Source organism: Streptomyces griseobrunneus, assembly GCF_046713465.1.
GTDB lineage: Bacteria > Actinomycetota > Actinomycetes > Streptomycetales > Streptomycetaceae > Streptomyces > Streptomyces microflavus.
Genome location: NZ_CP177080.1, coordinates 4,345,853 through 4,370,609, shown reverse-complemented (window position 1 = coordinate 4,370,609; position 24,757 = coordinate 4,345,853). Strand labels below are relative to the sequence as shown.

Below are 24,757 nucleotides of genomic sequence, written 5' to 3'. Positions count from 1 at the left end.
GAAGTGACGGCATAGACGCTGCCCGGCCGACGTGCGGTTGCAGAAGGCCGGGAGATCATCGTCGGATATGACAACGCCCCAGCTCAAGAGGTTCAGACCAGGTAATTACTCATAGGGCGTTCACAGATCCTACAAAACAGGTTCGATGAATCCGAAGGCGATCGCGGCCGATCAGGGCCGGTCGGCGCCAACCAGGGGGTGATCGGAGGGCGGTCGGAGGATGATTGGGGTGCGTTTCAGGCCCGGGTAATTTCGGCGGCCACGGATTCGGCGATCTGCGCCACGTTCAAAGCCGCACCTTTACGGAGATTATCGCCGCAAATGAACATTTCCAGGGCTCGGGGATCGTCCATCGAGCGCCGGACCCGGCCCACCCAGGTGGGATCGGTGCCCACGACATCGGACGGGGTCGGGAAATCTCCGGATGCCGGGCTGTCGAAGAGCACGACGCCGGGGGCGGTCGCCAGGATCTCGTGGGCCCGGTCGACGGCGACCTCGTTCTCGAAGCGCGCGTGGACGGACATGGAGTGCGTCGCGATGACGGGGACGTACACGCAGGTCGCGGTGGTCTTCAGCCCCGGCAGGCCCAGCACCTTGCGGCACTCCTCGCGGATGGCGAGCTCCTCGGACGACCAGCCGTCCCCGGCGTCCGTACCGGCCCACGGCACGACGTTCAGGGCGACGGGGGCGGCGAAGGGGCTGTTCGCCGTACCGGCGTGGTCGCCCAGGGCCCGGCGTACGTCTCCGGGGTGGGTGCCCAGCTCCGTACCGGCCACCAGCGACAGCTGTTCGCGCAGGGCCGTGACGCCGTCCCGGCCGGCGCCGCTGACCGCCTGGTAGGAGGAGACGATCAGTTCGCGCAGCCCGAACTCCGCGTGCAGCGCGCCGACCGCGACGATCAGCGACAGCGTGGTGCAGTTCGGGGACGCGACGATGCCCCGCGGTCTGAGCCGGGCGGCATGGGGGTTGATCTCCGGGACGACCAGCGGAACGTCGTCGTCGAGCCGGAAGGCCGCCGAGTCGTCGATGACGACGACGCCCTTGGATGCGGCGATCGGGGCCCAGCGGGCGGACACCTCGTCCGGCACCAGGAAGAGGGCCACGTCGATGCCGTCGAACACGTCCTCGGTGAGCGCGAGCACCTCGCTCTCCTCACCGCGCACGGCCAGCTTGCGGCCGGCCGAGCGCGGTGAGGCGACGAGTCTGACCTCGCCCCAGACGTCCGCGTGCTGCGAGAGGATCCGGAGCATGACGCCGCCGATCGCCCCGGTCGCACCGACGACCGCGAGCGAAGGGCGGCGTACGGTCATCGGCCGGTGCCCCCGTAGACGACTGCCTCGTCGGAGTCGCTGTCGAGACCGAAGGCGGTGTGCACGGCGCGCACGGCCTCGTTGACGTCGTCGGCACGCGTGACCACTGAGATGCGGATCTCGGATGTCGAGATGAGCTCGATGTTCACGCCCGCGTCGGAGAGCGCCTCGAAGAAGCCCGCGGTGACGCCCGGGTTGGTCTTCATACCGGCGCCGACCAGGGAGATCTTGGCGATCTGGTCGTCATAGCGGAGGGACTCGAAGCCGATGGGGCCCTTGGCCCGCTCCAGGGCGTCGATGGCCTTGCGGCCCTCGGACTTGGGGAGGGTGAAGGAGATGTCCGTCAGCCCGGTCGACGCGGCGGAGACGTTCTGCACCACCATGTCGATGTTGACCTCGGCGTTCGCGATGGCGCGGAAGATCGCGGCCGCCTCGCCCGGCTTGTCCGGGACGCCGACGACGGTGACCTTGGCCTCCGAGACGTCGTGGGCGACTCCGGAGATGATCGCGTGCTCCACCTTCTGGTCCCCTTGCGGCTCGTTGCTGACCCAGGTGCCGCGCAGTCCGGAGAAGGACGAGCGGACGTGGATCGGGATGTTGTAACGGCGTGCGTACTCGACACAGCGGTGCAGCAGCACCTTGGAGCCGGACGCGGCCAGCTCCAGCATGTCCTCGAAGGAGATCCACTCGATCTTCTTCGCCTTCTTCACGACCCGGGGGTCCGCGGTGAAGACGCCGTCGACGTCGGTGTAGATCTCACAGACCTCGGCGTTCAACGCGGCGGCCAGCGCGACAGCGGTCGTGTCCGACCCGCCGCGGCCGAGGGTGGTGATGTTCTTGCCCTCCTGGCTCACGCCCTGGAACCCGGCGACGATGGCGATGTTGCCCTCGTCGATCGAGGTCCGGATGCGGCCGGGCGTGACGTCGATGATGCGCGCTTTGTTGTGGACCGAGTCGGTGATGACACCGGCCTGGCTGCCCGTGAACGACTGGGCCTCGTGGCCCAGGTTTTTGATCGCCATCGCCAGCAGGGCCATGGAGATCCGCTCACCGGCGGTCAGCAGCATGTCGAACTCACGGCCGGCAGGGATCGGTGAAACCTGCTCGGCGAGGTCTATCAACTCGTCCGTCGTGTCGCCCATCGCGGACACCACGACAACCACCTGGTTGCCGTTCCTCTTGGCGTCGACGACTCGCTTGGCGACCCGCTTGATGCCCTCGGCATCGGCTACGGAGGAGCCTCCGTACTTCTGCACGACAAGGCCCACGTGCGCTCCTCGCTCAGTCATTACTGCGGTCGGCTCAGTTTAACGAGCAGCCCGGAATCGACCCGTCCTTACCAGATGGTGAGATGTCCCGCCCACGACCCGGTACGGCGTGTCGTCCCGAACTGCTCGTACGAGGCTGCTGCCCATCCAGGAGGAGCGCACTCCCCTTTGTGTCCCAGCCCACACCTTCGGGGCAAAATGTGCGAGCCGACGGTGCCGGTCGGGTTACGTACCCAGCTGCTCACCGCACCGGGTGGAGCTTCCGGAAGTACGTCCAGCTCGTCTCGTTCGGCGCGCTCCACTCCTCCGGGGCGTGGGCGAACTCGGGATGGTGGTCCGCGATGTACGCGCGGGTGCGCCCGGGGACCTCCTCGTACGAACCGAGCTTGCGGCCCCGGCAGTGGAAGGTCAGCCCGCCGGGCCGCTGCCCCTGGGCCATCCACGGCAGCCACGGCGACATCCGGGACCACGACATGGTGGCCGGGACACCGGGCGCGGAACCGTCCAGGTCGGCGCGGTCGGCGAAGAACTGGAAGAGCTCCAGCGCCTTGTAGGTGTCACCGGCCGAGTGGGCGGGGTACTGGGCCACCGGCAGCGGCGAGGGGTAGGCGAGCGGGATCTCCAGGCTGAAGCAGACCTGTCCGCCGAGCTCGGTCGTGGGGATGGGGAAGGGGCGCCACTTCTGGTTGGCCGGGTCGTTCCAGACGTGCACCACCGGCTGGTCCTGCCAGGTCTCCAGGATCTCGCGGGTGGTGGGGTCCAGGTAGAAGGCGGCTTCCCGGGTGAGCAGCTGGTAGGCGTCCGGACCGGCTTCGGCGTCCTGGACGAGGCGGGAGACGTTGAGCCCCTCGAAGCCGAAGAGGCGCTGGTAGGGCTCGTCGGGGGCCCAGGAGTACACGTCCCCCGACCACCAGTACGTGACCTCCTCGCCGTCCAGCGAGGCGCGGGTGCGGGCGAAGGAGCGGAACGGCTCGGCGGGTGTCGTCATACGGACACTGTGCGCCACCGCCGCCCCGGCACGAGGCTCGGGGCGGCGGTGGCCTGCGTCAGCGGCCGGCGGCAGGCAGCCACGGCAGCTGCCGGATGTCCTCCTCGGGCAGCACGCCCTCGTAGGCGAACACGCTGTCCACGGCGCCGTGCAGATACTCGCCCCACCTGTCGGCGGTGCGGCCCCGGCCGAGCTGGAGCCCGCCCGTGCTCTTCCAGGCGGCGTCGAAGCCGGCCGTACCGCCTTCGTCGTACTTCACCCCGTCCAGATAGAAGGACACCTGATTGGCGGAGGCGTCATGGACGACGGTCAGCCGGTGGCCGGGCCCCGTGTTGCCGTCCGGCCATTCGATACGGCTGAGCACGGTCTCCGGCGCGCCCGGCTCGTCGGCGTGCGCCATCACCAGGTCCCAGCTGGAGTTCTCCGGGTCGTAGCGCACCTTGAAGGCGTCGCCGTGCTCGCCGCCCTGGGAAATCGCGGTCATCGGCGTCGCCGGCACGTCGTCGGTGAGCCGGACCCGGACGCTGACGGTGAAGCTCCCCGAGGTGTCGACCACGGGGGCGTCCGTGGCGGCGTGGCCCGAGGCGCCGTCGAAGCGGAGGTGGCCGTCGCCGTCCATCTCCAGCGGCAAGTCCTGGCCGCACTCCAGGTCCAGCGGGTCGCACGGGTCGTCGAGGCGGTAGAGCGAGGCGCCGGTGCCCAGCTTCAGCGGTGCGCCGCCGCCCTCCTCCGGTGCGAGGCCGTCCGGCGCGGTGTCGAGCGCCCAGTGGCCGAGCCGCCGCGCGGCACGGGTGGCGAGCTCCTTCACCTCGGAGGCCACGACGATCCGGTCGTACGCCCGTACGTCACCGATCTCGCCCTGCCAGCGGTCCCGGTACCCCTGCGCGCCGCGCGCCCGGCCGATCTGGAAGGCGCCCTCGCCCGCCACGGCGGTGACGGCCGTCTCCTCGCCGACCGCGCGGCCGTTCACGTACAGCCGTGCCGTACCGGTCCCGGCGTCGTACTGGCCCAGCACATACGCCCACGCGCCGGTCTCGGGCACTCCGCCGGTGACCCGCGCCCCGCCGACGGAGAAGGACCAGACGGGGGCGGCCCCGGCCTGCGTCAGTCCCAGGGTGAACGCGCGTGCCGTGCCGGCGTCCTGCGAGAGGACCGTACGGGTGCCGTCCACGCGTCCCGGCCGCACCCAGCCGCCGACCGCGAAGGTCTCCGCGGTGTCGGTGACGACCGGGGAACCCGGGGTCAGGAAGCCGTGCCCCGATCCGTCGAGCGAGGCGGTGGAGGTGAGCGGGGTACCGGAGGGCGCGGGTGCGCCGAAGGTGACCCCCGCACCGGCACGGGCAGCGCCACCGGTCTCCGCGGCGGCCGAGCGGGAGCCCGCCGCGTCGGTGAGCCTCCACTGCGCCACGGGGGCGGGGCCCGAACCGACCCGGAAGGTGTAGTCGGTGCGCGGGCCGCGGTTGCCCGCACGGTCCTGTGCCTGCACGGAGAGGATCTGCACCCCGGACTTCTCCGGTACGAAACGGATCTCGGCCGACCCGTCGGCGCCGGCCGCGACGGTCTTCGAGGCTCCGCCGAGGAAGGAATAGCTGTAGGCGACGATGTCGTCGGCCTGAGCCGAGAAGCGGAAGGTCCCCCGGACGCCGACGCCGGGCGACCAGGAGTCGTCGTCCGGATAGTCGGAGGAGCTGACGACCGGAGCGTCGGGCGCGGTGCGGTCGTACACGAACTGGCAGGGCGCTCCCGCCCCTTCGCTGCTCCAGGCCGACGCCCCGGCGTCGTTGACGGCCCGCACCCGCCAGGACACAACGGTGTCGGCGGGGATCGTGTCCGGCAGCTGCCAGGTGAAGGGAGCGGTGTCGGACATCATGGTGGTGGTCCCGGTCACGCGCTCCTCGGCGCCGCCCTCCGCCTGCCACCACGCCTCGAACTCACCCCGGACCCGGCTCACTTCACCCGGCTGCCCGCCGCCGGGCCCGTACAGCCGTGCCGTCACCTGCGGGACCGACCGTACGTAGGGCCGCTCCTCACCGGAGACGCACGGCGCGCCGTCCGCTCCCAGGTCGGAGACCAGCGGCTGCTTCGGCGGGAGCCCGCCGGACGCCGCCAGTACGGTGCCCGGCGCCGCCAGTACCGTCCCGGCGGCGATCACCGCCGCCGCGGCAGCCCGTCTCGCTCTCCCATGTCTCGTACGTCCCGTCATGTGCGTACCCCTCCCCGGCCGGCCCCTCGACGATCAAGGGCTGGAGCAGGCTAGCAATCGGGTCCGACACACCGCCCGCGAATAACCGAGAGGTCCACGGGGTGATCCGCCGGACACCCCCTAACCTGCGGCCAGTGTCTCCGCGTCGATGACCGAGGTGTTCTGCGCGGCCGCGATCCGCCAGACCCCGTCGTCCTTGGCCAGCACGTAGGTCGGGGTGCCGGGGACCGACTCGGGGTGGGCGGCGATGAGTTCGGAAGGGTCCTCCACGCCGCGGAACATCTCGTCCAGGAACTCCCCTCCCTCGCGGGTGGCCGGCCGCTGGCGGACCTTGACCGCGGCCACGTCGGGGCGGATGAAGAGGATGAGCGCGACGGTGTACGTGGCGGTCACCGGGGAGCCCGCCTGGGGAGGGAGCACCTTGCGGGTGAAGGCGCTGATCTCCGGCAGGCCGGTCAGTCTCTTCCCGTGGGCCGTGGTCCAGATGGCGTCCTCGCGGAAGCCGCTGAGGAACGCGTCGGGCTGCGCGTTCTGCTGGGCCTCCTGGACCCCTGCCACGAACGCGACGATCGCGTCGACGTCCTCCTGCGGGGCGGGCACGCCGAGGACGGTGGGGGTCGCTGCGCTGCTGGTGCTCATGCGGGTCTCCTTGTGCCGAGCGATGCCGGTCGGTCCGGACGGGCCGAGCCTCCGCCCTCAAGCGCGGTTGAGGTCAAGGGGTCCTCGCCGACCGCCCGACCGGCTTGATCTCAAGGCCGGTTGAGGTCCTAGCGTCATCGCAGACGAGCAGGCGGATGACGAACAGGCCGATGACGAAGAGGCCGAGACGAAGAGGAGCGCGCGACGATGATCCTGGTGACCGGTGCGACCGGAAACATCGGCAGGGAGCTGCTGCGCCAGCTGCACGCGGACGGGCGCGCCCCCGGCGTCCGGGCGCTGACCCGTGACGCGGGGCGGGCCGGGCCCGTGGTGCCCGAAGGGGTCTCGGTGGTGGAAGGCGATCTGGGACGCGTCGAGACGCTGAAGCCGGCGCTGGACGGGGTGCGTTCGCTGTTCCTGACCGCGGGGGCCGGTGCCGACGCGGGGGTTCTGGAAGCCGCCCGGGGCGCGGGGGTGGAGCACGTGGTGCTGGTCTCCTCCATCACCGTCGTGACCCATCCGCACCTGGGCCCGGCGCAGGCGAATCTCGCCGTCGAGAGCCGGCTGCGGGAGAGCGGGATGGAGTGGACGGTCCTGCGGCCGACGCAGTTCGCCTCCAACACCCTCTGGTGGGCGGATTCCGTACGCGAGGAGTCCGTGGTGCGCGTGCCGTACGCGGACACCGGGCTGCCCTCGGTCCACCCGGCCGACATCGCATCGGTGGCCCGCGCCGCGCTGACCGGGCCGGACCACCGTGGGCGGACGTACCCGCTCACGGGGCCGGAGCGGATCACCCCGCGGCAGCAGGCCGGGGAGCTGGGGCGGGTGCTGGGCCGCGAGGTGGCCTGCGTCGGGATCGGGCGGGAGGCCGCGTTCGGGCCGCTGGCCGCGATGATGGGGGCCGAGGTCGCCAACAGCGTCCTCGACCTGATGGGCGGCGATGTCAACGACGAGCTGCTGGCCGTGCACGACACCGTGTCCCGGGTCACCGGCTCGCCCGCCCGCCCGTACCGCCACTGGGCCGAGGGGAACGCCGCCGCCTTCCGGTGAAACGCCGTCGCCTTCCGGTGGGCGCCGCCGCCTTCCCATGGACGCCGCCTCCCTCCGATGAGGGGGGAGGCGGCCGGGCGGCTACTTCACCGGCCGCAGTCCCAGCGGTCCCGCGATCTCCTGGAGCATGACGCGGCCCGCCTCCTCGGCCAGGTCGTCCTCGCCCGGGTCCTGGTCGGTGTCCAGGCCGTCCAGCTCCTCCAGGGGCTGGCCGAGGCGGATGTGGGCGACCAGGGACTGGAGGGCGCGCAGGGTGGCGGAGGCGGTGGAGCCCCAGTTGGAGAAGTACGAGAACTGCCACCACCACAGCGCCTCGGCCGTGCGCTCCGCCTCGTAGTGGGCGAGGCCGTGGCCGAGGTCGGTGACCAGGTCGGCGAGGTCGTCGGAGATGCGGTGCGGGACCGGGGCCTTGCGGGGCTCGTACGGGTCGAAGACCTCGGAGTAGACGTCGATCGGCTCCAGCAGGGCCGCGAACCGCTCGCGCAGGCCGTCCGCGTCCGGCTCGGGGCCGAGGTCCGGCTCGTACCGCTCGTCGGGGAGGACGTCCTCGTACGCGCCGAGGCGGCCGCCCGCGAGCAGGAGCTGTGAGACCTGGAGGAGCAGGACCGGAACGGCCTCTTCCGGCTCATCGACCTTGGACACCTCGGTGACCGCGACGATGAACGTCTTGATCTGGTCCGCGATCTGGACGGCGAAGTCGCCCGGGTCCTGCGTGACAGTGTTCAACGTGGCGTCAGACATCGAGGGGACCTCCCGTGGGCGTGGTCACAGACGGTGAAGAGGACGGCAGTACGTGGAGGTGACGCCGGATCCGGAGGCGTACCGCTGCGGTGTCAGACATCCAGCAGCCGCCTTCCCTCGAACGCGCGGCCCAGCGTGACCTCGTCGGCGTACTCCAGGTCGCCGCCGACCGGCAGGCCACTGGCCAGCCGGGTCACCCTGAGGCCCATCGGCTTGACCATCCGCGCCAGGTACGTCGCGGTGGCCTCGCCCTCCAGGTTGGGGTCGGTCGCCAGGATCAGCTCCGTGATGGAGCCGTCCGCGAGCCGGGCGAGCAGCTCACGGATGCGCAGGTCGTCCGGGCCGACGCCCTCGATGGGGCTGATCGCCCCGCCCAGGACGTGGTAACGGCCCCGGAACTCGCGCGTCCGCTCGATCGCCACGACGTCCTTGGGCTCCTCGACCGCGCAGATGACGCTCCGGTCGCGGCGCGGATCGCGGCAGATCCCGCACTGCTCCTGCTGGGCGACATTGCCGCACACGACGCAGAACCGGACCTTGTCCTTGACCTCCAGGAGGGCATGGGCGAGGCGGCGTACGTCGGCGGGTTCGGCCTGCAGGACGTGGAAGGCGATCCGCTGCGCGCTCTTGGGACCGACGCCGGGCAGCCTGCCCAGTTCGTCGATGAGGTCCTGAACAACGCCTTCGTACAACGGAACGCCTTTCTTTGCTTCCTGCTCCGTACCGTAGTGGGTACGGGTCGGTACCAGTAGGCCCCCGGCGTCAGCTCCGGGGAGCCGGTCCGGTCATGGCCCGGATCAGAACGGCAGGCCCGGGATGGAGCCGCCGCCGCCCAGGCCCTGGGCCAGCGGGCCGAGCTTCTCCTGCTGGAGCGCCTGCGCGTTCTCGTTGGCCGCCTGGACGGCCGCAACCACGAGGTCGGCGAGCGTCTCGGTGTCCTCCGGGTCCACGGCCTTCGGGTCGATCACCAGGGCCCGCAGCTCGCCGGAGCCGGTCACCGTGGCCTTCACGAGGCCACCGCCCGCCTGTCCGTCGACCTCGGCCCTCGCGAGCTCCTCCTGGGCCGTGGCGAGGTCCTGCTGCATCTTCTGGGCCTGCTGGAGCAACTGCTGCATATCGGGCTGGCCACCACCGGGAATCACGGTCACTCCTGGCATTTCGACGACAAATGTTTCGGTAAGCCGAGCCTACGTGCTCCTCGGTCACCGCGCTCCACCCGCCGGGGACCAACTCTTTCGGGTGAGATTCGGAAACCGCCGCGAGGACTCCTATACCTGACCAGCGGCCCTGCGCAGGCGGGAATCCTGCGATTCCGACTCCGCGGCCCACCATTCGGCGGTAGGAAGGGCGTGCACATCGATACGCATGCGCGCATGCCTGGTGACGCAGAGTTACCGCGAGGAAGCCCCGAGCGTTCGTCCCGTCCGTCAGAGTGCAGAGGAGTGCCCCGGTGAGTCAGCCGGAGATGCAGCCCGAGGGGCCGCCCCGCAAGGAGTCCGACGCGGGTTCCGGTGAGAGCGGAGTGGAGTGTTCCGCTTCTGGCTCCCGGGCCGGTGGAGCCGGGGGGAGCGGCGGAGCCGGGGGGAGCGGCGGGGGCCGTGGAGCCGGGAGCGGTGGCGGCGCCCGTACCGGGGGCGCCTGGGACGGCGGATCCGGAGCCGGCGGGCGCGATCTGACCGGGCGGCCCTTCCCGCTCGGCGACTGGGGCGAGCCCGCCGAACGGCTCGACGAGCTCTACCGCTGGGCCGAGACCGGCGCCCTCGCCACCGCGGACTGGTATCTCAAGGACCGCGTGTGGAAGCGCCGGGGGGCCAGGGCCCTGCGGCTGGGCACCGCCGTCGGGGTGGTCGCGGGGGCCGCGCTGCCACTGCTCGACCTGACCGGCGCGTTGAGCGGGTCGGCGGGGTGGGGGTATCTGTCGCTGCTGCTGGGTGCCGCCTGCATGGCCTGCGACCGGTACTTCGGCCTCACCTCCGGCTGGATAAGGAATCTCGCCACCGCGCAGGCAGTGCAGCGGCGGCTTCAGGTGCTCCAGTTCGACTGGGCGTCGGAGTGCGTACGGGAGATGCTCGGGCCGACCGAGGGGACCGCCAGCGAGGCGGCCGAGCGGTGCCTGGGGGTGTTGCGGCGGTTCTCCGAGGACGTCACGGAGCTGGTGCGGTCGGAGACGGCGGACTGGATGGTGGAGTTCCGGGCGGGGCCCGCGCCCATGGGGACGCAGGCGTTGGTGTCGGGGAGTGCGGGGGGGCGGGTGGAGCCGGGGGTGCTGCCGGGGCGGTTCTCCATGCCGTCCGTCGCGGCTCGGCCGAACATGCCTCGGCAGCGGCCTCCGGAGGCGCCGCGGTAGGTGGCCCGGGGGGCCTCAGGCGCCGGACGGGCTGGGATTGCCCGGCGGGCTCGGGAGCCACCTTTCGAGGGTTCCGTCCTCAAACGCCGGACGGGCTGGAATTGTCAACTGAAGATGATCATTGAGCCTTGGGCCAGGGAGCGGGTTGCCGCTGCGTGGAGACCCAGCCAGACGTGGCGTTCCCTGGCGAACGGGCTGTCGTCGTACGGGACCTGGGTCGCCGGTTCCTCCAGGGCCGTGGGGCCCGGGGGCGGCTGAGGGGCGGCCGGGGGGTTGGCCGGGTCGATGCCGATCGACGGGGCCACGTACTCCAGCTCCCGGAGCAGGCCGTGCGCGGAGCCCAGCGGGCCGCCGCCCTCCAGCAGCGCGTCGTTGGACAGCGGGTGCGGGAAGTCGACCGGGACGTACGCCCCGGCGTGGTCGTAGTGCCAGACCAGGTGCGACTGCTGCGCGGTCTGCTCGAACATCTCCAGCAGCTGCTCGTAGTCACCGCCGAGGCCCTCGACCGGGGTGACGGCCAGGCCGCTCAGCTGGAGCAGGTAGGCGCGGCGCAGGAAGTGCAGGGCGTCGTAGTCGAAGCCCGCCACCGGGGCCACGTCTCCGTTGAGGCCCGGCATGTAGGCGAAGACGGGGACGGGCGGCAGCCCCGCGTCGTTCAGCGCTCGGTCGTAGACGGCGATCTCTTCGGCGAACGGGTTGTCGGGGCTGTGGCACAGCACATCGACGAGGGGGACCAGCCACAGGTCACAGGCCACGAAGTCTCGCTCTCCAACGGGTTGGGCGATCGTCGGAACAGCGTAATGCGAGGTGAACCCCACGCACAGTGCCCCGGCACGCCCCGGCATCCTCCAGCAGACCTGGGCCCCTACGACTCCTGGGACTGCCGGGCCTCCTGGGACTCCAGATGGTCCGCCCAGGCCAGCGCGTGCGCGTAGTACGTCTGCATCACCGCGAGCACCTCGTCGCGGTCGCCGCCCGCGATGGCTTCCACCAGCTCCTCGTGCCCGAACCACAGCACCCGCTCGTCCGGGTGCTCGCCGCGCAGCCGGTGCACGGCGAAGACCCAGGCCTGGACGCGGAGTTTGGCGAGGAAAGCGGTGATGTACGGGTTGAGGACGAAGGCCCCGAGCTCCCGCCAGAAGCGGAGGTCGTACCCGATCAGTACGTCGAGATCGCCGCCCTTCGCCGCCCGGACCGCCTCCGCGGCCCGGCGCCGGATCGGGGCGAGCGCCTCGGCCCGGACGGCGACCTGGTCGGCGGGGCTGCGGAAGATGCCCTCGACGACGAGGGAGCGGGCCTCGACCATCGCCCGGTAGTCCCGGATCGTGAACTCGCGGACCTGGAAGCCGCGGTGCTGGTCCGAGGCGAGCAGCCCCTGGGCGGAGAGGTCGAAGAGCGCCTCGCGGACGGGCGTCGCGGAGACCCCGTACTGTTCCGCGATCTGCTTGACGGTGAACTCCCGGCCCGGTCGAAGCCGCCCGGCCAGCACTTCGTCGCGCAGCGCGTCGGCGATCTGCTGGCGCAGCGTACTGCGGGTCACACCTCCGCTCGGACCCATGGGCGACCCTTCCCGTTCGTCAGCCGTGTCCAGCCGTATTCAGCCGTGGTCCGGCTTCAGCCGTCTTTCGGCTCGGGTCACCTTAAGCCAGCGCCCCGCCGTGCCCGATTTCGGGCACGGCGGGGGCGGTGGGATGTACATGAGGGTGGTCGGACGCTTACACCGTGTGCTCGTCGGCCACCGCGAGCGCGATGTCCAGCGCCGCGAGACCCTCCTCGGCCTCGGCCTCGGTGACGTTGCACGCGGGGACGGCGTGGGTGCGGTTCATGTTGATGAACGGCCACAGGCCCTGCTTCTTCGCCGCCGCCCCGAAGGCCGCCATCGGGGCGTTCGCCTCGCCCGAGGCGTTGTACGGGACGAGCGGCTCGCGGGTCTCTTGGTTGCGGACCAGGTCCAGCGCCCAGAAGGCACCGAGGCCGCGCACCTCGCCGACCGAGGGGTGGCGTTCGGCGAGTTCGCGCAGGCCGGGGCCGAGGACGGTCTCACCGATCCGGGCCGCGTTCTCGACGACCTTCTCGTCCTCCATCACGCCGATGGTGGCGACGGCGGCCGCGCAGGCCAGCGGGTGGCCGGAGTAGGTGAGGCCGCCGGGGTAGGGGCGGGTCTCGAAGGTCGCGGCGATCTCGGCGCTGATGGCGACGCCGCCGAGCGGTACGTAACCGGAGTTGACGCCCTTCGCGAAGGTCAGCAGGTCCGGCACGACGTCGAAGTGGTCGGCGGCGAACCAGGCTCCGGTGCGGCCGAAGCCGGCCATCACCTCGTCGAGCACGAAGACGATCCCGTACCGGTCGCAGATCTCGCGGACGCCCGCCAGATAGCCCGGCGGCGGGGTCATGATGCCCGCCGTGCCCGGGATGGTCTCCAGGATGATCGCGGCGATGGTGGACGGGCCCTCGAAGGCGAGGGTGTCCTCCAGGTGCTGGAGCGCGCGGGCGCACTCCTCGGCCTCGGTCTCGGCGTAGAACGGCGAGCGGTAGAGGAACGGCGCCCAGAAGCGGACCACTCCGGCCGAGCCGTTGTCGGAGGGCCAGCGGCGGGGGTCGCCGGTGAGGTTGATCGCGGTGGAGGTGGCGCCGTGGTACGAGCGGTAGGCGGAGAGCACCTTCGTACGGCCGGTGTGCAGCCGGGCCATGCGGACGGCGTTCTCGACGGCCTCGGCCCCGCCGTTGGTGAAGAAGACCTTGTCCAGGTCGCCCGGGGTGCGCTCGGCGATGAGACGTGCGGCCTCGGAGCGTGCCTCGATGGCGAACGCGGGGGCGAAGGTGGCGAGTTTGCCCGCCTGCTCCTGGATCGCGGCGATCACGGTGGGGTGCTGGTAGCCGATGTTCGTGTAGACGAGTCCGCTGGTGAAGTCGAGGTAGCGGTTGCCGTCGTAGTCCCAGAAGTAGGACCCCTCGGCGCCGGCGACGGCGAGCGGGTCGATGAGGCCCTGGGCGGACCAGGAGTGGAACACGTGCGCGCGGTCCGCGGCCTTCACGGCCGCACCGGCCGCGGGGTCGGCGTAAGGGGCATGAGGGGCATGAGGGGTCATGCGGGGAGCGTAGGTGCTGGTGGCGGGCCGCCTCCATGGCCATGTTGTACGGCGTCGAGCGCGGGGGTCGGCAAGGTGTCGGGTCCGGGCGGGGTCGAGTGATTGACAGCACGCTGTCGTCATGACAGAATTCTGTCATCTACTCACAGGAGGTCGCCATGACCAGCACCGGAGCTGTGGTTCATCTCGCCGTGTACGACACCCTCGCCGACTGGGAGACCGGGTACACCACCGCCTTCCTCGCCCAGAACGGCTACACCGTGCGGACCGTGGGGCCCGGGCGGGAGCCGGTCACCACCATGGGCGGGATGCGCGTCCAGCCCGATCTGGCGCTGGCCGAGCTGCGGGCCGAGGAGAGCGCGCTGCTGGTCCTCCCCGGGGCCGGGCTCTGGGACGCGGGCGACGACCTGGCGCCGTTCGCCCGTGCCGCGCGCGCCTTCCTGGACGCGGAGGTGCCGGTCGCGGCGATCTGCGGGGCGACGGCGGGGCTGGCCCGTGAGGGGCTCCTCGACGACCGGGCGCACACGAGCGCGGTCTCCTTCTACCTGGCGGCGACGGGGTACGGGGGTGGCGCGCGGTACGTGGACGCCGACGCGGTGACGGACGGCGGGCTGATCACGGCCGGGCCGACGGAGCCGGTGGCGTTGGCGCGGGAGGTGTTCGGGGTGCTGGGGGTGTACGGGCCGAAGAAGCTGGATGCGTGGTACCGGCTGTTCCATGACTCGGACGCGAGTGCGTACGAGGTGCTGGAGGGGGACGAGGCGCCGTGACCGGGGAGGTGGGGCGCCCCTCGGAGCAGGAGTTGCTGAGCCGGACCGCGCTCACGGTGTTCCGGCTGAACGGGCAGTTCCTTTCGGTGGCCGACGAGTTGGCCGAGCCGGGTGGGCTGACGGCGGCCTGGTGGCAGGTGCTGGGGGCGGTGCTGCCCGAGCCGTTGCCGGTGGCGGGGATCGCACGGGCGATGGGGATCACCCGGCAGAGCGTGCAGCGGATCGCGGACCTGCTGGTGGGGCGGGGGCTCGCGGAGTACGTGGAGAACCCGGCCCACCGCCGGGCGAAGCTGTTGCGGGTGACGGGGGCGGGGCGGGAGGCGGTGTCCCGGATCGACCCGCCCCACGCGGAGTTCGCCGCGCGGCTGGCGGGGGAGCTGGGGGTGGAGGGGTTCGCGGAGGTGGTGCGGGTGCTGGAGCGGTTGTCGGGGGCGGTGGAGAGGGTGACCTCCGGGCCAGCCCAACCCGGCGTGGCCCCCGGCCATTCCAGCCCGCCCGGCGTCTGAGGGCGGAACCGGGGGCATGGGGAGGCGTGTCCTGTACGGGGAGGCCTCGGGGCGGGCAGCCCATGTGGTGGTGGCGCTATTCTCGTGCGGGCCGCAGGGGAGGAAGCGCATATGGACAAGCTCGGGCCCGACGACCCGCACCGCATAGGTGCGTACCGCCTCCTCGGCCGGCTCGGAGAGGGCGGCATGGGCCAGGTCTTCCTCGCCCGCTCCGACCGGGGCCGCACCGTCGCCCTCAAGCTCGTCCGCCGCGAACTCGCCGAACAGCCCGAGTTCCGCGCCCGCTTCCGCCAGGAGGTCCGCGCCGCGCACCAGGTCGGCGGTGCCTGGACCGCCCCGGTCCTGGACTCAGACACCGAGGCCCCGGTCCCCTGGGTCGCCACCGGTTACGTCGCCGGGCCCTCCCTCCACCGCGTCGTCTCCGGCCGCCCCGGCGCCCCGGTCGCGGAGTCGGGGGCGTACGGACCGCTGCCGGTACGTTCCGTCCAGCTCCTCGGCTCCGGGCTCGCCCACGCCCTCCAGCACATCCACGGGGCCGGGCTCATCCACCGCGACCTGAAGCCGTCCAACGTGCTCCTCACCATCGACGGCCCCCGGGTCATCGACTTCGGCATCGCCCGCGCCCTGGAGTCCCTGGCCGACGGCGACCTGACCCGCACCGGCGCGATGATCGGCTCCCCCGGGTTCATGGCCCCGGAGCAGGTGCGCGGAGAGCGCGTGACGACGGCGTGCGATGTGTTCTGCCTGGGCTCCGTGCTCGCGTACGCCGCGTCCGGCCGCCTCCCCTTCGGCGCGGCCGAGAGCGGCGGGGTGCATGCCCTGATGTTCCGGATCACCCAGGAGGACCCGGACCTGACCGGCGTCCCGGCGGAGCTGGCCGGGGTAGTCCGGGACTGCCTGGCCAAGGACCCGGCGGCCCGGCCCGCCCCCGACGAGATCCTGGCGCGGCTGGGCGAGGCGGAGGCCGACGAGCCCTGGCTCCCCGCCACCCTCATCGCCCAACTGGGCCGCCACGCCGTGGGGTTGCTCGACGCGGAGGACCCGGAAGGCCCGGAGCGCCCGGCGGCCCCGGAGAACTCGGAAGGCCCGGAGCGCCCGGCGGCCCCCCGTCACCCGGAGCACCCGCGGCGCGCGGCCACGCCCCCCGCCGCCGTCCACGCCCAGCCCACCCGGGCAGCCCCCGCCACTCCCCCCGCGGCCCCGACCCCACCCCCGTACGCCCGACAGCCGCAGCCCCGACACCCGCAGCCCCAGCCCCACCCCTCGTACAGCCAGACCCATCACCAGAGCCACCACCCCGGTCCGGCGTACAACACCCCCCTCCCGCCCGCCTACTTCACCCCGGTCCCCACGCCCGCGCCCGCCCCCGCGCGCCGGTCCGCCGGGGCGACCGTCGCTCTCGTCGCCGTCGCGATAGCCGTGGCGATAGGGGCGGGCGGTTCCGTGTACGCGTTCATGAACAACGAGGGGCGCGGTACGCACACCAACCCCGGCCCGTCCGCCTCGGGCAACGGCAACGGCAACGGGTCGGGGACCGACGACGAGGGCGCCGTCCCGGGCGACTACCTCGGCACCTGGACCGGCTCCATCCCCGGCGACCAGGGCACGTCCTCCCGGAAGCTGGTCATCCGCCAGGGCGGCGTCGGCGACCAGGTCCTCTCCCTCACCGCCGAAGGCCCTCTGGCCCTGGGCGCCACGTACCACTGCGAGTTCACCGCGCCCCTGGCCGCCCGCCCCGCCACCGGCGAACCGGTCCGCATCGGCCCCTCCACCGTCTCCGTGGGCCGCCCGGCCGCCTCCTGCTCCCCCGGCAAGGCCACCGAGCTGACGCTCCTCCCGGACGGCACCCTGCGCCGGGCGGCGCCCGGTTCGGGCGAGAGCCTGATCTACACCAGGTCGGACTGAGCGGAGGGCACTTCGGCCACCGGCGAGGCCTCGGGCCGCCGCAGCGCCCCCGTGATCAGCGCCGCACCCCCCAGCAGCACCAGCACCACGATCATCGCCGCCCGCAGGCCCACCCGATCGGCCAGGAAGCCCAGGGAGGGCGGGCCGACCAGGAACGCCACATAGCCCGCCGTCGCGACCGCGCTCACCCGGGCGGCGGCGTCCTTCGCCCCCTCCCCCGCCGCCGAGATCGTGACCGGGAACCCCAGCGACGCCCCGAGCCCCCACAGCACGACCGCCGCCCCGGCGAGCAGCGCGCTGGACGAGAAGACCACCAGCGCCACGCCCACCGCCGCCACGAGCGCGCTCGCCCGGACCACGGCCGCAGGCCCGTACCGCACCAGCAGGGGCCCGCCCGCGAACCGGCCCGTCGTCATCGCGACGGCGAACAGCATGAACGTCAGCGAACCGGCCGTCGCGCTCGTCCCGTGACCGTCCACCATCAGCAGCGGCAGCCAGTCGTTGGCGGACCCCTCCGCGAACGCCATGGCCAGCACGACCAGCCCGATCAGCACCAGCCGCCGGTCGCTCCAGACCGCCGGCTGCGCCCGCAGCCCACCGCCCCCGGCACCCGCACCGGACCCGGCCCGCTCCCCGTCACCGCCCTCGTCATCCACGTCGTCACGGCCCGTCCCCGCCGGAACCGCCCGTACGGTCCACACCCCCGCCGCCGCGACGGCGACGGCCACCGCCGCCAGGTGCCAGCCGACCGGGAACCGTACCGCCGTCAGCCCCATCCCCAGCAGCGCCCCGACGACCGTCCCGAGGCTGAAGCAGCCGTGCAGCACCGGCAGGACCGGGCGCCCCAGCGTCCGCTCCACAGCGGCACCCTCGATGTTGAACGCCACCTCCGCGAGCCCCATCCCGGCCCCGAACAGCGCCAGACCGCCGAAGACCCCGCCGGACACCTCCAGCGCCGCGCCCCCGGCGATCACCAGCAGCCCGGCGACGAGCAGCCCCGCACCGGCCGCGATCACCGGCCGCCCGCCGTGCTTGCGCACGAGACCGCCGGAGATCAGCACGCCCGCCATCGAGCCGATCGAGAGCCCGAACAGGACCAGGCCCATCGAGCCCGTGGACGCGTCCAGCGCGTCCCGGACGGCGGGGGTTCTGGCCACCCAGGAGGCCAGGCTGACCCCGGTGGCGAGCATGAAGAGGAAGAGCGCGGCGCGCCAGCGGCGGGTGCGGTCGTCCATGACCGGCGTGACCTTCATGAGCAGGGTGCCTCGGCAGACAGGAGAGAGTGGGAGGTGGAGCGTACGATCGTACGCCTGAAGCGTACGTTCGTACACACCTCGCCTCACCCCACCGCCTGCCGCCTCCGCCTCCCCTCGTGTTCGAGCCGCCGCAGCGCGAGGAGCCCTCCGACGTCAGGGAGGAGGGCGGTCGCCTACGCGGTCAGGACGGGTTCGAAGTAACCCTGCGTGCGGAACAGGCCTGTGAAGGTTCCCGGGCCGTGGCGCTCGTCCAGCCACACTCCCAGCTTCGTCACGTGACCGGTGATGACGGCCGTGAGTATCCGCCTGTGGCACTCGCTCTCTTCGCCGGGCGTGAACTCCGCGAGGAAGTGGGCGTATCGGCGGTTGACACCCATCTCGTAACCACTGAGGGCTGACGCGTATCTCGCCTGCTCCCCGCTTTCCGGTACGTCTGCCACGCGCAGGACGTCCTCGTCCGTCAGCGTTCCCGTCACGTCCCGGAACGCGAGTGCGCCGAGAGTGTCCAAGGGTTCTGTGACGCCGAACTGTTCCGCTGCCTGCCGGGTAATGGAACGCGCCTCCTTGTCGCACGTGCCGTTGCCGTTGCCGGTAAGCCGGGTCAGTTCCTCACGAGCCATGACCATGACTACGAACCCCCTCCGACGGCCCCCTACGGACCGGTTGTGATGACGGTACGAACGGGGCGCCCAGGCCGTCCATGCGGGAACCCCAATATTGGCGTCATCGCATAAACCGGTCCGGTCGACGCGTGATCCCGCCCCCCACCTCGCGCTCTATGCTGCGGAGAGGGACCAGGCCGAACAAGGAGGCGCCGGGTGGCGACAGGGCGCACCGACCCCGACCGGCGGGACCGCATCATCGACGCGGCGCTCGACCTCATCGCCGACGAGGGCGTCGCGGGCATCTCGCACCGCAAGGTGGCCGCCCGCGCCGGAGTGCCGCTCGGCTCGATGACGTACCACTTCGCGAGCATGGACGAGCTGCTCCACGAGGCGTTCACCCGGTTCTCCGGCACGATCGTCGCCGTCTTCGAGGACCGCCTCGGCGCGGCCGCCACCCCCGACGAGGCCCGCGAGGCCGTCGCCGACCTCGTCCACCACCTCTCCGGCGGCAACCAGCGCGAGCTGATCCTCACCCACGAGCTCTACACCCTCGCCGCCCGCAAACCGGCCTACCGCGAGCTCACCCGGGAGTGGATGAGCCGCAGCCGGCGCGCCCTCGAATGGCACTTCGACGCCCCCACCGCCCGCCAGCTCGACGCGCTCATCGAGGGGCTGTCCATCCACCGCGCCCTGGAGACCGAGCCGCACGACCGCGCTCTGACGGTCGAGGCGATCGCCCGGATCACCGCGCCTGCGGAGGACGGCTCCACACCCGTTCCGCCACCCCGGTTCTGATCCGCCGAGGCGCCCGCCCCTTGAGGCCTGGTCACAGCGGCCCCAGCACCTCTCCGGGCGCGGCGGCCAGCTCCAGGGTTTCGAGTACGGCGAGCAGTTGCCGTTCCTCGTAGCGGAAGTGGTTCTCCATGAGCGCGGCGATGCCTTCGAGGTGCTGGTCGAGCTCCTCGGGCGGCGCGGCCCGGTCGACGGCGGCGCGGAGACCGCCGAGCAGGTGGGCGATCATCGAGTGGTCCTGCTCCAGCGAGCGCAGCACCGGGCGCAGTTCCGGATGGGCCGCCGCGATGGCCGGGAACAGGGTGCGGTCCTCGCCCTGGTGATGGCTGTCAAGAGCCGCGCAGAAGCCGTGGCAGTACAGCAGCAGTTCACGGGTGGCCGACTCCCCGGCGGTACCGTCGGCGAGGGACGCGCGGGTCACGTCCAGCGCTTCCCGCAGCCGGTGGTGCACCCGGCGGAGTTCCTGGCTCCAGGCGACGAGCCTGGTCGTCTCGCGCTCAGTCACGCGAGAACGAAGGGTGCGACGCGTTCATCGTCGGCCTCCTTCGGTCCGGCGCCTCCATGCCTGACACGGTCTGCCACCGGCACGCGACGCGCCCCAACTCTAGCCCGCCTACCGAAAACACGGTTGCGGGAGCGCTCCCGCACCCCCAAGGATCGGCGCCATGACTCGACCCGCCGGGATACTGCGCCCGTACCGCCCCGAGGACCGCGACGCCCTCTTCGACATCTGCGTACGCACCGGGCACGAAGGCGGCGACTCCCGCCACCTCTACCCGGACCCGGACCTCCTGCCGAACATCTTCGCCGCGCCCTACGCCGTCCTCGAACCGGAGCTCGCCTTCGTCGTGGAGGACGAGGGGCGGGCCGTCGGCTACATCGTCGGTACGGCGGACACCGCGTCCTTCGTCTCCCGCTACCGCACCGAGTGGCTCCCGGTCCTGACGGACCGCTACCCCGCCCCCGTACAGCCACAGGACCCGGCCACCCCGGCCGAGATGATGACCGGGCTCATGCACGACCCGGAGCGGATGGTGCTGCCGGAGCTGGACGGCTATCCGGCCCACCTCCACATCGACCTGCTGCCCAGCCACCAGCGGTACGGGTACGGGCGGGCGCTCATGGAGACCTTCCTCGACGCGCTCCACGCCCGGGGCGTTCCGGCGGTCCACCTCTCCATGGTCACCAGCAACACCCCGGCGCGCGCCTTCTACGACCGCGTCGGCTTCCACGAGATCGCCGTCCCGGACCCCGGGCCCGTCACCTATCTCGGCCGGAGTACAGCAGAGACTCCGCCGCGTTGATCAGGATCAGCGTGTGGACGAAGCGGTCCGGAGCCGTCGGCGGGTACCGCCACGACAGCGGCCAGGTCCTGCCCTCCAGCGCCGGAACGGGTACGTAACTCACCCGGTTCCTCGTCGCGTTCAGGATCGTCACCTCGCGCGGCCAGCACCGGTGCGCCGTCGAGCCCGGCGGCACGAAGAAGTAGACCCCGCGCCGCCCGTTCGCCTCCGCCACCACCGGGCCGGGCTCTCCCCCGACGAGTTCCTCCATGAGATCGGCCAGTCGGCGCCCGGCGTCACCGTCGACGCGGACGGCATCGAATTGCACGCCCGCCTTGCGGAGTTGGAATCCGGAAACCGGAAGCCACTCGATATTCCGCTCACACTCATCATTCAGTGCATTCACAGGACGAGTGTGGCGCGGATCACCTAGCGTTCTCTACGACTGGCGAGGGGCGTCGCACACCCGTTGACCTGCGCGAACTTCGCTGTTGGGCAGTTGATTTCGGCCACATCGCGTAGTGACCGGTTGAGTTCGGTTGAGTCGAAAAGAGATCACGTCATGGCAAGTGCGGAGAACAAGGAATCAGCCAGCCCAACGGCCCAGATGGTGGCCGAAGTGGCACGCACGATGCGCATCCAGCGCGGGTGGACCCAGGAGCAGGAAGGCCAGGAGCTCGGCTACTCGGCGGCGGCGGTCAGCGCCATGGAGACCTGCGCCCAGCCCGCCAGCGATGCCATGCTGGTCGAGCTGGAACGGGTCCTGGGCAACGGCACCGGCATCTTCCTGACGGCCCGGCGGTACATGCGGATGGAGCGGCTTCCGCAGCAGTTCCAGGACTACGCGCTGCTGGAGGAGGCGGCTGTCAGCCTCCAGTTGTTCGTCACGAACGTCGTCCACGGGCTCTTTCAGACGGAGGCCTACGCGCGGGCGCTCATCGGTGGCGGATACCCGCCGCTCTCCGACCAGCGCGTGGAAGAGCTGGTCGAGCTGCGCATGGATCGCAAAGCCCTCTTCGACCGCGACCCGCTGCCGATGATCGAGATCATCATCGACGAGGCCGTCCTGCGCCACGTCATCGGCAGCGAGGAGATCATGCGGGAGCAGCTCCTCCATCTCGTGGAGTGCGCCCGGCGGCGCAACGTCACCCTGCTGGTGCTGCCCATGGATGCTGGGAAGTATGGGGAGTACGCGGCCGGTCACGGCGGAATGAGCCTGGTGGAGACCCCTGCGCATGAGCATCTCGTCTACCTGGAGGCGCAGGAGGAGAGCCTGCTCATCAGTGACCCGGCAAAGGTGAGCACCTACGCGCAGCGCTATGCGAAGATCCGGTCACAGGCCCTGGGTCCTCGTGAATCGCTGGACCTCATAATGCGGTTGGCAGGAGTGAAGGAATGAGCAGCACCCTCCGGTGGTTCACGTCGAGCTACAGCAACGCCAGCGGCGGCGAGTGCATCGAGGTCGCCTTCGACTGGCGTACATCCTCCTACAGCAGCGGGAGCGGCGGCGACTGCGTCGAGGTCGCCGCCTGCCCCCACGCCGTCCATGTCCGTGACTCCAAGGTGACCGACGGGCCCGCCTTCGCCGTCGCGCCGGACGCCTGGTCCACGTTCGTCACCTGGGCGGACTGAGCGCGGGGCAGCCTCCCGGGGGCGGGCGGTGCGCTCGGGCAGGATGGAGGCATGTCCACTCAACCTGTCCTCGTCTACGACGGCGACTGCGCCTTCTGCACGACCTCGGTGAACTTCCTGACGCGGTACGTGCGTCCGCAATGCACCGTGACCCCCTGGCAGTTCGCCGACCTGGACGCTCTCGGCGTCACCCAGGAGCGGGCCGAGCACGAGGTGCTGTGGATCTCGCCGCTCGGGGCGGTGTACGGCGGCGCGCAGGCCGTCGCCAAGTTGCTGCTGCGCGCCGGTGGGGGCTGGGCCTGGCTCGGCGGTCTGCTGACCCTGCCCCCGGTGCGGTGGATCGCCCACGGGGTCTACCGGCTCATCGCCGCCAACCGCACCCGTATGCCGGGCGGCTCGCCGGCCTGCGCGCTGCCGGCGGACCGCAGGCCGGGCGTACGGTCCGCGCCCTAGGGACAATCGCGTACGGGGGAGACTCGGCCGCCCTGCTTCGGCACCGCACCACGGGGCGGCTCCGAGGCCTCGGGCGTTGCTGAGGCCTCCGGTGCCTCCGGTGCCCCTGCCGGTGTCGGCTGCGGCTCCTCCGTACGTCCGAGCGCCCTCCGGGCCAGCCTTCCGGCCGCGATCCAGAAGCGGTCCGGCAGGAACACCGCGTCAGCGATGATCATGGCGCCGGAGAACAGCGGCAGCCCCATGAGGACCGCGATGCCGATGTGCATCCCCAGCAGCATCGTCAGCACCGGGTACTTGAGCCTGCCGAACAGCACGAACGGGAAGGCGACCTGGAGGAGCACCGTCAGATAGCCGACCACCGCGATGGCGAGCGCCTGGTCGTCCGCCCAGTGGGAGAGCGCGGGCCACGGCTGGAAGAGGTCGAGGTTCAGGACGTAATGCAGCGCGGTTCCGGCTCCCCAGGTGCCGCCCTGCACCTTGTAGAGGCCGGCGGCGCCGTAGAGGAAGCAGACCTGGACGCCGATCACGAGGAGCCCGCAGTTGTGCACCGTCGTCACCAAGACGCGACGTGCTGCCGCCAGTTGGGGCGGAAGCGCGGGCAGGCGTCGTCGGCGGGCGGGGGCGCGGCGGGCCCTCCTCGCGTCCAGGGACCAGCGGCGGCCGGACGCCGTGAGGACGAGGTAGAGCGCCATGAGGAGGACGAGGTTGTCACCGCCGTCCGTCATGAAGATCGACCGCGCGTGGAACGAGGCGACGACGACGGCGAAGAGCACGGAGACCGCGCGGGTCCGCCAGCCCAGCAGGAACAGGACGCTGACGACGAGCGCGGCGGCGTAACAGAGTTCGAAGTGGAGGCGGCTGTCGGAGAGGGTCAGCACGCTGACCCAGCCGGTCTGGTCGAAGAGCTGCCGGGCCAGGTCCGGTGTCCAGGGGGAGCCGGGGCCCCAGATCGCGTCGCGGTGCGGGAACTCCCGCAGCAGGAAGACGAGATAGAGCAGGCCGTACCCGATACGCAGGACCGAGACCGCGTAGAGGGAGAGGGGGCGGTCCGTCAGCAGCGCCCATGTTTGGCGCGCTGCCCCCGTGACTCGTACCGGCGGGCGGGTCGGGCTGTTGGTCGGCTCAGGCATCCGATGCCACCTTCCACCAGGGCAGCAGCCGGGTATCGGCGTTCTTCGCGGCGGCCGCGCGGCGGCCGCCGTCCGCGCTGCCCTGAGCTGTCACGGGCAGGGTGACCACCCGGAGCTGGATGTTCTCGAACGGCTTGCGGTCCCGTTCGGCCATGCGGTCGGCGGCGATGTTGCGCAGGTAGCGCTGCATCATCACGGCCCGGTCCGAGCGCGAGAGGTCGTCGCCGCCGTGGAGTTCGACGTACGACGTCCAGGACCGGCGCAGCATGTTCTGCGCGGTGTGGCTCGGCAAGGGGTTGTGATGGATGGCGGAGGCGTCCACCGCGGTCAGGTCGACCCAGTCGCTGACCTCGATGGAGCCGTCCGGGGCCGTGTGCGCGGTCCGCGCGGAGATCTCCCGGTTGACGGAGTCCGGGTCGGGCGCGAACAGCCGCCAGTTCTGCTCGAAGAGGGGGTAGATCCAGGCGTCCACCTGGGAGTTGAAGCGCTGCGACACCACGTTCGACGGTGCCACGTGCAAGAACACCAGGCCGACGTGGGCCAGGGCCGTGGTCAGGCAGAGCGCCACGGCGGTGTTGAGGACTCTTCTGCGTACATGTCTGCGTACATGTCTGCGTACGTGTTCCGTCGTGACTCCACCCAGCACGTGCCCCAGCCCCGCCCTGTTTCTCGTCGTTGTTCTTGTCGTCGTGCGTCGTCGCGTCCGTCGCGTCCGTCGCGTCCGTCGCGTGGAAGCGTGCGGTGGGGCAGGAGGACATGCCCCACCGCACGCCGGTCATCGGGCAGCGCG

The 24,757-nt window shown here is 71.6% G+C and carries 27 protein-coding genes; 10 read left to right on the top strand and 17 right to left on the bottom strand.

The window, feature by feature from the left end; genetic code table 11:
• Window positions 1–236 precede the first annotated feature (236 nt).
• From ACK8N7_RS19950 to ACK8N7_RS19930, 5 genes are all read right to left on the bottom strand, one after another.
• Window positions 237–1,310: an aspartate-semialdehyde dehydrogenase gene (locus ACK8N7_RS19950; protein ID WP_500443511.1), complete on the bottom strand. Its 1,074-nt coding sequence runs from the start codon at window positions 1,308–1,310 to the stop codon at window positions 237–239.
• Window positions 1,307–2,578, bottom strand: coding sequence for an aspartate kinase (locus tag ACK8N7_RS19945; protein ID WP_015609511.1), 1,272 nt, complete (start codon window positions 2,576–2,578; stop codon window positions 1,307–1,309). Before ACK8N7_RS19945 ends, ACK8N7_RS19950 begins: the two co-directional genes overlap by 4 nt.
• 241 nt (window positions 2,579–2,819) lie before the next feature.
• Entirely contained in the window at window positions 2,820–3,566 is a 747-nt protein-coding gene (locus ACK8N7_RS19940) for a DUF1838 family protein (protein ID WP_500443509.1), read from the bottom strand.
• Window positions 3,567–3,624: 58 nt separating this feature from the next.
• Window positions 3,625–5,769, bottom strand: coding sequence for a LamG domain-containing protein (locus tag ACK8N7_RS19935; RefSeq protein WP_403214515.1), 2,145 nt, complete (start codon window positions 5,767–5,769; stop codon window positions 3,625–3,627).
• Between the two features lie 120 nt (window positions 5,770–5,889).
• On the bottom strand, window positions 5,890–6,408 hold the full coding sequence (locus ACK8N7_RS19930) for an SgcJ/EcaC family oxidoreductase (RefSeq protein WP_403214513.1): 519 nt from the start codon (window positions 6,406–6,408) through the stop codon (window positions 5,890–5,892).
• 207 nt (window positions 6,409–6,615) lie between these two features.
• Between ACK8N7_RS19930 and ACK8N7_RS19925 the strand changes: the two genes are divergently transcribed.
• Window positions 6,616–7,458 carry an SDR family oxidoreductase gene (locus ACK8N7_RS19925; RefSeq protein ID WP_500443506.1) on the top strand — a complete coding sequence of 281 codons (843 nt, stop codon included), beginning with the start codon at window positions 6,616–6,618 and terminating at the stop codon, window positions 7,456–7,458.
• Between the two features lie 81 nt (window positions 7,459–7,539).
• On the opposite strand, the gene ACK8N7_RS19920 is transcribed toward ACK8N7_RS19925, so the two are convergent.
• The 3 genes from ACK8N7_RS19920 to ACK8N7_RS19910 all read right to left on the bottom strand — a co-directional run bounded on the left by ACK8N7_RS19920 (window position 7,540) and on the right by ACK8N7_RS19910 (window position 9,341).
• Window positions 7,540–8,199, bottom strand: a complete 660-nt coding sequence (locus ACK8N7_RS19920; protein ID WP_015609515.1) for a DUF5063 domain-containing protein — start codon at window positions 8,197–8,199, stop codon at window positions 7,540–7,542.
• Window positions 8,200–8,291: 92 nt separating this feature from the next.
• Window positions 8,292–8,891, bottom strand: coding sequence for a recombination mediator RecR (gene recR, locus ACK8N7_RS19915; protein ID WP_500443503.1), 600 nt, complete (start codon window positions 8,889–8,891; stop codon window positions 8,292–8,294).
• A 105-nt stretch (window positions 8,892–8,996) separates the two neighbouring features.
• A complete protein-coding gene (locus tag ACK8N7_RS19910) occupies window positions 8,997–9,341 on the bottom strand; it encodes a YbaB/EbfC family nucleoid-associated protein (protein WP_015609517.1) in 345 nt (114 codons plus the stop codon).
• A 308-nt stretch (window positions 9,342–9,649) separates the two neighbouring features.
• Between ACK8N7_RS19910 and ACK8N7_RS19905 the strand changes: the two genes are divergently transcribed.
• On the top strand, window positions 9,650–10,546 hold the full coding sequence (locus tag ACK8N7_RS19905) for an SLATT domain-containing protein (RefSeq protein WP_403214507.1): 897 nt from the start codon (window positions 9,650–9,652) through the stop codon (window positions 10,544–10,546).
• Window positions 10,547–10,650: 104 nt separating this feature from the next.
• On the opposite strand, the gene ACK8N7_RS19900 is transcribed toward ACK8N7_RS19905, so the two are convergent.
• The 3 genes from ACK8N7_RS19900 to ACK8N7_RS19890 form a co-directional block, all read right to left on the bottom strand.
• Entirely contained in the window at window positions 10,651–11,301 is a 651-nt protein-coding gene (locus ACK8N7_RS19900) for a putative DNA-mimic protein (RefSeq protein ID WP_355083479.1), read from the bottom strand.
• A 110-nt stretch (window positions 11,302–11,411) separates the two neighbouring features.
• Window positions 11,412–12,104: a GntR family transcriptional regulator gene (locus ACK8N7_RS19895; RefSeq protein ID WP_500443501.1), complete on the bottom strand. Its 693-nt coding sequence runs from the start codon at window positions 12,102–12,104 to the stop codon at window positions 11,412–11,414.
• A gap of 157 nt (window positions 12,105–12,261) precedes the next feature.
• Window positions 12,262–13,635 carry an aspartate aminotransferase family protein gene (locus tag ACK8N7_RS19890; RefSeq protein WP_403214502.1) on the bottom strand — a complete coding sequence of 458 codons (1,374 nt, stop codon included), beginning with the start codon at window positions 13,633–13,635 and terminating at the stop codon, window positions 12,262–12,264.
• A 158-nt stretch (window positions 13,636–13,793) separates the two neighbouring features.
• On the opposite strand from ACK8N7_RS19890, the gene ACK8N7_RS19885 reads away from it, so the two are divergent.
• The 3 genes from ACK8N7_RS19885 to ACK8N7_RS19875 all read left to right on the top strand — a co-directional run bounded on the left by ACK8N7_RS19885 (window position 13,794) and on the right by ACK8N7_RS19875 (window position 16,816).
• The gene (locus ACK8N7_RS19885; protein ID WP_403214500.1) at window positions 13,794–14,405 is read left to right on the top strand and encodes a DJ-1/PfpI family protein; all 612 of its coding nucleotides are present in this window, start codon (window positions 13,794–13,796) and stop codon (window positions 14,403–14,405) included.
• Complete coding sequence (locus ACK8N7_RS19880; RefSeq protein WP_403214498.1) at window positions 14,402–14,911, top strand: MarR family winged helix-turn-helix transcriptional regulator; 510 nt, start codon at window positions 14,402–14,404, stop codon at window positions 14,909–14,911. The genes ACK8N7_RS19885 and ACK8N7_RS19880 overlap by 4 nt, the downstream gene beginning before the upstream one ends.
• 111 nt (window positions 14,912–15,022) lie before the next feature.
• Window positions 15,023–16,816, top strand: coding sequence for a serine/threonine-protein kinase (locus ACK8N7_RS19875; RefSeq protein WP_500443499.1), 1,794 nt, complete (start codon window positions 15,023–15,025; stop codon window positions 16,814–16,816).
• Here the strand turns inward: ACK8N7_RS19875 and ACK8N7_RS19870 are convergent.
• Both ACK8N7_RS19870 and ACK8N7_RS19865 read right to left on the bottom strand, forming a co-directional pair.
• The gene (locus ACK8N7_RS19870; protein ID WP_500443497.1) at window positions 16,798–18,069 is read right to left on the bottom strand and encodes an MFS transporter; all 1,272 of its coding nucleotides are present in this window, start codon (window positions 18,067–18,069) and stop codon (window positions 16,798–16,800) included. The genes ACK8N7_RS19875 and ACK8N7_RS19870 overlap by 19 nt on opposite strands.
• 176 nt (window positions 18,070–18,245) lie before the next feature.
• The gene (locus ACK8N7_RS19865) at window positions 18,246–18,692 is read right to left on the bottom strand and encodes a hypothetical protein (RefSeq protein ID WP_500443495.1); all 447 of its coding nucleotides are present in this window, start codon (window positions 18,690–18,692) and stop codon (window positions 18,246–18,248) included.
• A gap of 198 nt (window positions 18,693–18,890) precedes the next feature.
• On the opposite strand from ACK8N7_RS19865, the gene ACK8N7_RS19860 reads away from it, so the two are divergent.
• On the top strand, window positions 18,891–19,472 hold the full coding sequence (locus ACK8N7_RS19860) for a TetR/AcrR family transcriptional regulator (protein ID WP_500443493.1): 582 nt from the start codon (window positions 18,891–18,893) through the stop codon (window positions 19,470–19,472).
• A 31-nt stretch (window positions 19,473–19,503) separates the two neighbouring features.
• Here ACK8N7_RS19860 and ACK8N7_RS19855 read toward each other — a convergent pair whose 3' ends face one another.
• Window positions 19,504–19,974 (bottom strand): hemerythrin domain-containing protein, encoded by a 471-nt coding sequence (locus ACK8N7_RS19855; protein ID WP_500443491.1) that lies wholly within the window; start codon window positions 19,972–19,974, stop codon window positions 19,504–19,506.
• 160 nt (window positions 19,975–20,134) lie between these two features.
• On the opposite strand from ACK8N7_RS19855, the gene ACK8N7_RS19850 reads away from it, so the two are divergent.
• Window positions 20,135–20,773, top strand: a complete 639-nt coding sequence (locus ACK8N7_RS19850; protein ID WP_403214486.1) for a GNAT family N-acetyltransferase — start codon at window positions 20,135–20,137, stop codon at window positions 20,771–20,773.
• Here the strand turns inward: ACK8N7_RS19850 and ACK8N7_RS19845 are convergent.
• On the bottom strand, window positions 20,730–21,080 hold the full coding sequence (locus ACK8N7_RS19845; RefSeq protein WP_099127464.1) for a hypothetical protein: 351 nt from the start codon (window positions 21,078–21,080) through the stop codon (window positions 20,730–20,732). The genes ACK8N7_RS19850 and ACK8N7_RS19845 overlap by 44 nt on opposite strands.
• Window positions 21,081–21,314: 234 nt before the next feature.
• Here ACK8N7_RS19845 and ACK8N7_RS19840 point away from each other — a divergent pair, with 234 nt between their 5' ends.
• Genes ACK8N7_RS19840 through ACK8N7_RS19830 form a run of 3 tightly spaced genes read left to right on the top strand, consistent with a single transcriptional unit; the run spans window position 21,315 to window position 22,837 of the window.
• Window positions 21,315–22,151 (top strand): helix-turn-helix domain-containing protein, encoded by an 837-nt coding sequence (locus ACK8N7_RS19840; RefSeq protein ID WP_500443489.1) that lies wholly within the window; start codon window positions 21,315–21,317, stop codon window positions 22,149–22,151.
• On the top strand, window positions 22,148–22,384 hold the full coding sequence (locus ACK8N7_RS19835; protein ID WP_403214480.1) for a DUF397 domain-containing protein: 237 nt from the start codon (window positions 22,148–22,150) through the stop codon (window positions 22,382–22,384). The genes ACK8N7_RS19840 and ACK8N7_RS19835 overlap by 4 nt, the downstream gene beginning before the upstream one ends.
• Before the next feature lie 51 nt (window positions 22,385–22,435).
• Window positions 22,436–22,837 carry a thiol-disulfide oxidoreductase DCC family protein gene (locus ACK8N7_RS19830; protein ID WP_403214478.1) on the top strand — a complete coding sequence of 134 codons (402 nt, stop codon included), beginning with the start codon at window positions 22,436–22,438 and terminating at the stop codon, window positions 22,835–22,837.
• On the opposite strand, the gene ACK8N7_RS19825 is transcribed toward ACK8N7_RS19830, so the two are convergent.
• Both ACK8N7_RS19825 and ACK8N7_RS19820 read right to left on the bottom strand, forming a co-directional pair.
• Entirely contained in the window at window positions 22,834–23,967 is a 1,134-nt protein-coding gene (locus ACK8N7_RS19825) for an HTTM domain-containing protein (RefSeq protein ID WP_500443486.1), read from the bottom strand. The genes ACK8N7_RS19830 and ACK8N7_RS19825 overlap by 4 nt on opposite strands.
• Complete coding sequence (locus ACK8N7_RS19820; RefSeq protein WP_500443484.1) at window positions 23,960–24,613, bottom strand: DUF5819 family protein; 654 nt, start codon at window positions 24,611–24,613, stop codon at window positions 23,960–23,962. Before ACK8N7_RS19820 ends, ACK8N7_RS19825 begins: the two co-directional genes overlap by 8 nt.
• Between the last annotated feature and the right edge of the window lie 144 nt (window positions 24,614–24,757).

Excerpts from the sequence above, each read along its gene's own strand:
- ACK8N7_RS19950 (WP_500443511.1), bottom strand. The coding sequence starts at position 1,310 with ATGACCGTACGCCGCCCTTCGCTCGCGGTCGTCGGTGCGACCGGGGCG.
- ACK8N7_RS19940 (WP_500443509.1), bottom strand. The coding sequence starts at position 3,566 with ATGACGACACCCGCCGAGCCGTTCCGCTCCTTCGCCCGCACCCGCGCC.
- ACK8N7_RS19935 (WP_403214515.1), bottom strand. The coding sequence starts at position 5,769 with ATGACGGGACGTACGAGACATGGGAGAGCGAGACGGGCTGCCGCGGCG.
- ACK8N7_RS19930 (WP_403214513.1), bottom strand. The coding sequence starts at position 6,408 with ATGAGCACCAGCAGCGCAGCGACCCCCACCGTCCTCGGCGTGCCCGCC.
- ACK8N7_RS19925 (WP_500443506.1), top strand. The coding sequence starts at position 6,616 with ATGATCCTGGTGACCGGTGCGACCGGAAACATCGGCAGGGAGCTGCTG.
- ACK8N7_RS19920 (WP_015609515.1), bottom strand. The coding sequence starts at position 8,199 with ATGTCTGACGCCACGTTGAACACTGTCACGCAGGACCCGGGCGACTTC.
- ACK8N7_RS19895 (WP_500443501.1), bottom strand. The coding sequence starts at position 12,104 with ATGGGTCCGAGCGGAGGTGTGACCCGCAGTACGCTGCGCCAGCAGATC.
- ACK8N7_RS19890 (WP_403214502.1), bottom strand. The coding sequence starts at position 13,635 with ATGACCCCTCATGCCCCTCATGCCCCTTACGCCGACCCCGCGGCCGGT.
- ACK8N7_RS19885 (WP_403214500.1), top strand. The coding sequence starts at position 13,794 with ATGACCAGCACCGGAGCTGTGGTTCATCTCGCCGTGTACGACACCCTC.
- ACK8N7_RS19875 (WP_500443499.1), top strand. The coding sequence starts at position 15,023 with ATGGACAAGCTCGGGCCCGACGACCCGCACCGCATAGGTGCGTACCGC.
- ACK8N7_RS19870 (WP_500443497.1), bottom strand. The coding sequence starts at position 18,069 with ATGAAGGTCACGCCGGTCATGGACGACCGCACCCGCCGCTGGCGCGCC.
- ACK8N7_RS19865 (WP_500443495.1), bottom strand. The coding sequence starts at position 18,692 with ATGGCTCGTGAGGAACTGACCCGGCTTACCGGCAACGGCAACGGCACG.
- ACK8N7_RS19850 (WP_403214486.1), top strand. The coding sequence starts at position 20,135 with ATGACTCGACCCGCCGGGATACTGCGCCCGTACCGCCCCGAGGACCGC.
- ACK8N7_RS19840 (WP_500443489.1), top strand. The coding sequence starts at position 21,315 with ATGGCAAGTGCGGAGAACAAGGAATCAGCCAGCCCAACGGCCCAGATG.
- ACK8N7_RS19835 (WP_403214480.1), top strand. The coding sequence starts at position 22,148 with ATGAGCAGCACCCTCCGGTGGTTCACGTCGAGCTACAGCAACGCCAGC.
- ACK8N7_RS19830 (WP_403214478.1), top strand. The coding sequence starts at position 22,436 with ATGTCCACTCAACCTGTCCTCGTCTACGACGGCGACTGCGCCTTCTGC.
- ACK8N7_RS19825 (WP_500443486.1), bottom strand. The coding sequence starts at position 23,967 with ATGCCTGAGCCGACCAACAGCCCGACCCGCCCGCCGGTACGAGTCACG.